This is a genomic window from Eubacterium sp. An3 (genome assembly GCF_002159465.1).
GTDB lineage: Bacteria > Bacillota > Clostridia > Lachnospirales > Lachnospiraceae > Anaerobutyricum > Anaerobutyricum stercoris.
Map to the genome: position 1 here is coordinate 1 of NZ_NFIR01000063.1, position 5,128 is coordinate 5,128.

The 5,128-nt window shown below is 43.6% G+C and carries 5 protein-coding genes and 1 pseudogene; 1 reads left to right on the forward strand and 5 read right to left on the reverse strand.

Annotated elements, in window-relative coordinates:
- Positions 1 to 104: 104 nt before the first annotated feature.
- The 4 genes from B5F87_RS19900 to B5F87_RS19910 form a co-directional block, all read right to left on the reverse strand.
- Positions 105 to 614 (reverse strand): ATP-binding protein, encoded by a 510-nt coding sequence (locus B5F87_RS19900; RefSeq protein WP_242964608.1) that lies wholly within the window; start codon positions 612 to 614, stop codon positions 105 to 107.
- Complete coding sequence (istA, locus tag B5F87_RS19905; RefSeq protein ID WP_204246102.1) at positions 611 to 1,807, reverse strand: IS21 family transposase; 1,197 nt, start codon at positions 1,805 to 1,807, stop codon at positions 611 to 613. Before istA ends, B5F87_RS19900 begins: the two co-directional genes overlap by 4 nt.
- On the reverse strand, positions 1,756 to 2,076 hold the full coding sequence (locus B5F87_RS21280; protein ID WP_204246103.1) for a hypothetical protein: 321 nt from the start codon (positions 2,074 to 2,076) through the stop codon (positions 1,756 to 1,758). The genes istA and B5F87_RS21280 overlap by 52 nt, the downstream gene beginning before the upstream one ends.
- A gap of 154 nt (positions 2,077 to 2,230) precedes the next feature.
- A complete protein-coding gene (locus tag B5F87_RS19910; protein ID WP_143405308.1) occupies positions 2,231 to 2,434 on the reverse strand; it encodes a hypothetical protein in 204 nt (67 codons plus the stop codon).
- A gap of 388 nt (positions 2,435 to 2,822) precedes the next feature.
- On the opposite strand from B5F87_RS19910, the pseudogene B5F87_RS19915 reads away from it, so the two are divergent.
- Positions 2,823 to 3,997 (forward strand): annotated as a pseudogene (locus B5F87_RS19915) (IS110 family transposase).
- A 218-nt stretch (positions 3,998 to 4,215) separates the two neighbouring features.
- On the opposite strand, the gene B5F87_RS19920 reads toward B5F87_RS19915, so the two are convergent.
- The gene (locus B5F87_RS19920; RefSeq protein ID WP_087284320.1) at positions 4,216 to 4,767 is read right to left on the reverse strand and encodes a hypothetical protein; all 552 of its coding nucleotides are present in this window, start codon (positions 4,765 to 4,767) and stop codon (positions 4,216 to 4,218) included.
- Positions 4,768 to 5,128: the final 361 nt, after the last annotated feature.

The window sequence follows — 5,128 nt, forward strand, 5'->3', positions numbered from 1 at the left end:
GATCGTATCTGCTACCCTTTGCCATGCCTGTACTGCCTCCTTTTTATCATCTCTCTTATCATACATGATTTAGGTCTGCATGGCATCTTTACTTTGTACTATTTTTATACTACCACTAGGTCAAGGCTGCGCAGATCCCGGAGGAGACGCTCCAGCGTCCCGTTTTTCCGGGCTTCTGCCAGTTTCAATACAAGTTCGGTCACGGTATAAAATCTTGTCTTGTATCCAAGATTACATGCTGTTATACCGGCTGCGATTGCCATATGGGTTTTGCCGATGCCTACCGGGCCGTAAAGTACAAGATTCTTTTTTTCCGGGACAAACCCAAGGGTTTCCAGTTCCTCCCTGCCGAATGCAGAGGGAAACTTGACGCAGTGATAGCTGTAACCCTCAAAGGTCTTATAGGTCGGGAACCCGGCCCGCTTGATCAGACGTTTCCGGCGGTTTTCATCCCGGAGAGTCAGTTCTGCCTGCAGCAGTTCCAGAATAAACTCCAGCTGCTTCTGCGTCCCTTTTTCCCGGCAGATCTCCGAGATCCTGCCTGAAAGGAAGAGCTGCCGGCTTGCACTAAAGATCTGTGTACAGAAATCTTCTTTCATCTTCGGTGTCATCATGAAACAGTGCCTCCTTCCTTCAGGAACATATCATCATATACTGCAAGGGATGGGCCTGCCTCCGGCGGTGTATAAATGCCATATCCGGTGATCCTTGCGGCAAGCACGGAAGCATCACAAATATTAATGCTGCCCCTCGTACAGGCCATCTCCATAGCGCTGGCCGCTGCCTGGAAGCCGTACTGATTGGTCAGCTTATTCATGATCCGCAGGCAGTCCTTCAGTTTCTCTTTCGGCTGGGCATCCATGTAAGCCCCTAAAGCATCCGGCGTTTCACGGCGCAGCCCGCTGTTTCCCCATGCCCCGGAGTTTTTCATCAGGACAGCCAGCGTGGTACTGTAATCGCTGATATCTGTGCGGTCATCTCCGAAAGCGCGCCGGTGAGCCGTGAGGAGCTGTCCACCTTCCGTAAGGATGTCAACAGTATGGGCACGGATCCCCACCAGCACCTGTTTGTTTGCGTTTTCCGGCCTGGTAGAATAGAAATGCTTTCCATCCATGCATACTTTGCCATAACCATCCGCCTTCAGCCATTCATACCGGCAGACATCGAACCGTTTTGGCGGCAGCATCAGGAGGGCTTTCCTGTCTTCTTCAAACAATTCCCGGATAGGGACCTGTTTCTTATAATGGAGTTCAGAAGCTTTCTGCTCATGGCGGGCAAGCAGCTTCTGGTTGTATTTCTCTATCTCATTGAAATGTGAGACCGGGACAAACAGGTTCGCACGGTTATAACCAACCTTGCGCTCCACATTTCCTTTCTCCCACCCGGAATAGGGATTACAGAATCGTACCCGGAAGTGATAGTGGGCACGGAAACGGGAGAAAAGTTCCGATTCATGGATCACATCACCAACCCGACGTCCGACACCGGTTGCATTGTCAAAGATCAGTAATGGAGGCACGCCGCCGATAAATTCAAAGATATCCTGCAGCCCCTGGCAGACACATTCCGCAGTTTCTCCGCCGAATACCTGGCTGTATCCATCATTGCTGTAAGGGAACGACACGGTCAGATATTTCCTGCGGCAGAGCTTCCCTGCCTCATAAAAGTCTGCTTCCCCAAAATCTACTTGTGCAGGCCCGGGATCCCAGATCAGTTCCAGGTTTGCCTTTTCCGTTTGTATGGAACGGCATTTTTTCATGTAACGCTGGACGATGCTGTAGCTTCCGGTATAACCATGTTCCTCCACCGTTCCTCCACCAGACGCTCATACACTCTCTGAGCGGTATGGTGCTGCTTGCGCCAATGTTTCTTGTCTTCGTCCAGCCATTCCTGGATGATGGGTTTGAATGGATCCAGCTTGAAAGGCTTCTCCTGGATAATGGGTGGCTGCGGTGAGAAGTCATCCTGTGCAAGGTACTTGCGTATTGTTTTGGGATCAGCACCTGTTTTTTTAGAAATTTCACTGATCCGGTATTCGCAATTGTTCAAGTCTTTGATATGATTGATTTGGGACATAGTGAGCATCTTTCTTTCTTCCTTTATCTTTGGTGGTGCTTAGATAAAGGATAAATGTAATGTAAAGGGGAATCAATATGTCCCGCTTTATTTAGAGAATTTCCCTTGCTTTTTTCAGGGAATTCGGACGCTTTTTTTCGGTAAATTTAGTGTATTATAAACACTTTCCTTCATACCAGTATTCATAGAGATTGGCTGTCTCTTCTTTTCCGGCTGTTTCTTCCACATGGTTTACAAAACTCCCTATTCCTTTGATTTCTTCCGCTCCGTCCTCCTGCTTGATCCAGTCATAACTCTCTGCCAGCAGGGGCTGCCGCGTTTCTTTCTGTGTCAGGATATAATTTCCAGTTCTTTTCACGGCATGATCGCATGATGCTTCCTGCCGCGTACAATGCATCTCCCTAGATACAGACCGGAAGTTTCGGGTATTCCTTTTTTATCCGTTCAAGCAACCGCCGGGCAGCATTTAATTCGCAGTCGTTTTTCGTAACAGTTTCCTCCTACTATTAATATTGTCATAGTCATTCTTTACCTTTTCCACAGGTTAGACTATGCTATTTTTAGATACTGTGGATTGGTTCTTTCCTTCTACCACTTGATGGTTTAAACGAGGCTCCAACCACAGTCTCTTTGTTCATTTGTTAATCAGTTAGTTACCGCATGACGGTTTATCAGGAAGTAGGTTACAATCTCAAAGAGCCCTGTGGATCTTAAAACAGTATCAATTCATTTTAAGGAGGTCCTATATGATTTTTGTAGGAATTGACGTTGCTAAAGATAAGCACGACTACTTTATCACTAACTCAGATGGCGAAGTTCTTTTTCATTCCTTCTCCATCACAAATAATCTCTCTGGTTTTACTGAACTCTATCACAATATTTATCTGTTACGGATGACGTTAACAAAGTAAAAGTAGGACTCGAAGCCACTGGACACTATAATTACAATCTTCTCGGATATCTCTTAGATAAAGGTTTCCCGACCTACATTATCAATCCATTGCATACGAATCTGTACAGAAAAAGTCTAAGCCTTAAACAGACCAAAACGGATAAAGTAGATGCCCGCACAATTGCTTCTATGCTGATGTCTGATGTGAACTTAAAGTCCTACTCAGACACATCTTATCATAACGAGGAATTAAAGTCACTGACTTGATATCGTTTTGATAAAGTAAAGGAACGCTCTGCTCTCGAGGTATCTATATCCCGGCTTGTCTGCATCCTTTTTCCGGAACTGGAAAAGCTTGTTCCTACCCTTATGACATCTGTCTATATATTGTGGTTTGAATTCCCAGGTGCTTCTGATGTTGCATCTGCTCATCTTACTAAGTTGACAAATCTGCTTTCTAAAGCCTCCAAAGGTCATTATGGTAAAGATACTGCTGTCCTTTTCCGAGAGACTGCCAGAAACTCTATTGGCTCTGTTATGACTGCAAAATCTCTGGAATTAAAACACACCATCAAGCTTATTCAGGAATTAACTTCTGAAATTGATGAGATTGAAGCGGCCATCAAGCTGATCATAGACGAAGAAATCCGATCTCCTATCCTTACCATTCCCGGTATCAGTTACCGGATGGGGGCAATGATCATTGCTGAAATAGGTGATTTCAGTCGTTTTGATTCCGCAGATAAGATACTGGCCTATGCGGGAATGTCTCCTTCTACATACCAATCCGGGTAACTGGATAACTGTCATTCCCACATGGAAAAACGGGGCTCCAGATATCTCCGATATGCCCTTTACAATGCGACAAAGTATGTCTGCCACTGGGATAAATCCTTCGGTGCATATCTTGAAAAAAAGCGTTCCGAAGGAAAGCATTATAATGTAGCCTTATCTCATGCCGCCAAAAAACTTGTCAGAACCATTTTTGCAATGGAAAAATCCGGGCAACCTTACATAGCAGCCATTTAAATTTTTCTATAACTATTCCCTTTTCAGAGCACCTACAAAGATGCTCTTATTGTCATGCAGTTTTCAAAGTACTGATTGCAATGAAAAGTCATTGCACTTTTTTCAAAAAAATTCTTTTTTTACTTGACTTTCTTTAATAGTTAGTCTCGTTCTCAATAAATTCCGTCCCCAGGCTGATCACGGTCTTTTCCGAGAGCACCAGTTTCGCTTCCAACACTTTATGGTAATACCGGATCTCTTTTTTCCCGTTCTATTTTCGTTACAAGGCAGTTTTTACAATGCTTTTCCTTAAAATAAAACAACTCGGTCCCATCAATGATCACCCGCCAGTATCTTCCCAACAGCCTCCCCTTGTAGAAACTTTTATTCCGGATCAGTTTTTTTACCATTTGTCTCCAGAGATGCGAAAGACAATCCGGAGACAATTTTTCCAGATAATAATTCATCGTATCGCAGTGGGGCATTTCCTCAAGGTTCCGGTCCCCGGATAAGAGCTTTAGTGTGCGGATACATTCCTCTTCATTAAACTGTTCCTCCATAGATCTCATCGTGAGGACGGAACATACATTTTTTAACACGCCCATCCAAAAAAAATCCGCCTGTGTATAGGTGATATAAGATGGATGCCTGGGGTCTTCCATCTCCTTGATCCAATGTGGAAGATCCTGAAAAAAATGGTATGTGATCTTCATAAAATCCACGATACCACGGTCCTCCTTTTTCTTTTTGCGTTTATCCGCTTTTCGTATCCAATCTTTTCTCTTTTTCAAAGAAGCTCCCTCCTGTGCGTAAAATTTCTTTTTTTATTTTACTATAACATAGCGGGATCCTCTTTAAAATCTGATGATTTTTATGCGAAAAGTTTTTATTCTTCAGAGCTGATTTTACCATAGGGAGAAAGTTAAAGCAAATTAAATTTTATATTTTAAATATACACACGACAAACGCATGAATGAATAAATTGTGAACATCCATCCTGATTTTCTGGTATATTCAAAGAAAAAAGGATAGGGTTCTTCTATGAAAGCACTTTTAGATTATGTAAGCACAGTAACAGACAGCAGACAGGAAAAAAAGTTCGGCATAAAATGATGGATATTATCATGCTTGTGTTTTTTGCCACGCTTGCCA

What these genes read in the sequence shown, in the direction of transcription:
- B5F87_RS19900 (WP_242964608.1), bottom strand. Translation starts at nt 614, where the DNA reads ATGATGACACCGAAGATGAAAGAAGATTTCTGTACACAGATCTTTAGT.
- B5F87_RS21280 (WP_204246103.1), bottom strand. Translation starts at nt 2,076, where the DNA reads ATGTCCCAAATCAATCATATCAAAGACTTGAACAATTGCGAATACCGG.